Raw genomic sequence first — 563 nt, 5'->3', positions numbered from 1 at the left:
GGCGTGATTGATGTGAAAGTGATGCGGCGCACCACCACGGTGAAGATCTGGACGCAAGTGGACCCACAAGCGCAAGTTTTTACCCCCGATGAAACACGGCAAATTACCGGAATTGACTTTCATCTTTGCAAAATCGGCAATCAGAACCATGATTTGGTGATTGATTTGGTCACTACAGAAAACGGTTATCCGACCGCCGATATTCAAGCGCAAAGCTTTTATTCTATGAAGGGCGCAAAGGCAGGATGGGCAGAAGCACGCTATGATGTACCACTCCTTGTGATGGATGACCGTTTAACGGCTTTTGTCATTAAAACCGATGATGCTGATCATTCTGTCTCTTTAGCAAAGCTTGGGGATTTTGATGCAGAACACCAGAGATACGTCTCGAGCCACCCTTACGTGACCGGACCACGCTTTTCTTCTGTCAATGCTAGGAGCTGGACCGCTCATCAAGATGAGGCTTTAGCCTTTCGGGTGTTGGCGGCACGCTACACACAAACAGAAAAAACCATTGATCTTGGCACTTTTGATCTTGTGGACTGCTCTGATTTACAAATCCG

1 pseudogene is annotated in these 563 nt (G+C 47.4%); it reads left to right on the top strand.

Annotated elements, in window-relative coordinates:
- Positions 1-563: pseudogene (locus tag ACFINH_RS10330) on the top strand (DUF4815 domain-containing protein); the annotation flags it as partial.

Source organism: Bartonella sp. AA74HLJMH (genome assembly GCF_042197045.1).
Lineage (GTDB): Bacteria > Pseudomonadota > Alphaproteobacteria > Rhizobiales > Rhizobiaceae > Bartonella.
The sequence above is the reverse complement of the archived record's forward strand: the minus strand, read 5'-3'. Positions and strand labels throughout refer to the sequence as shown.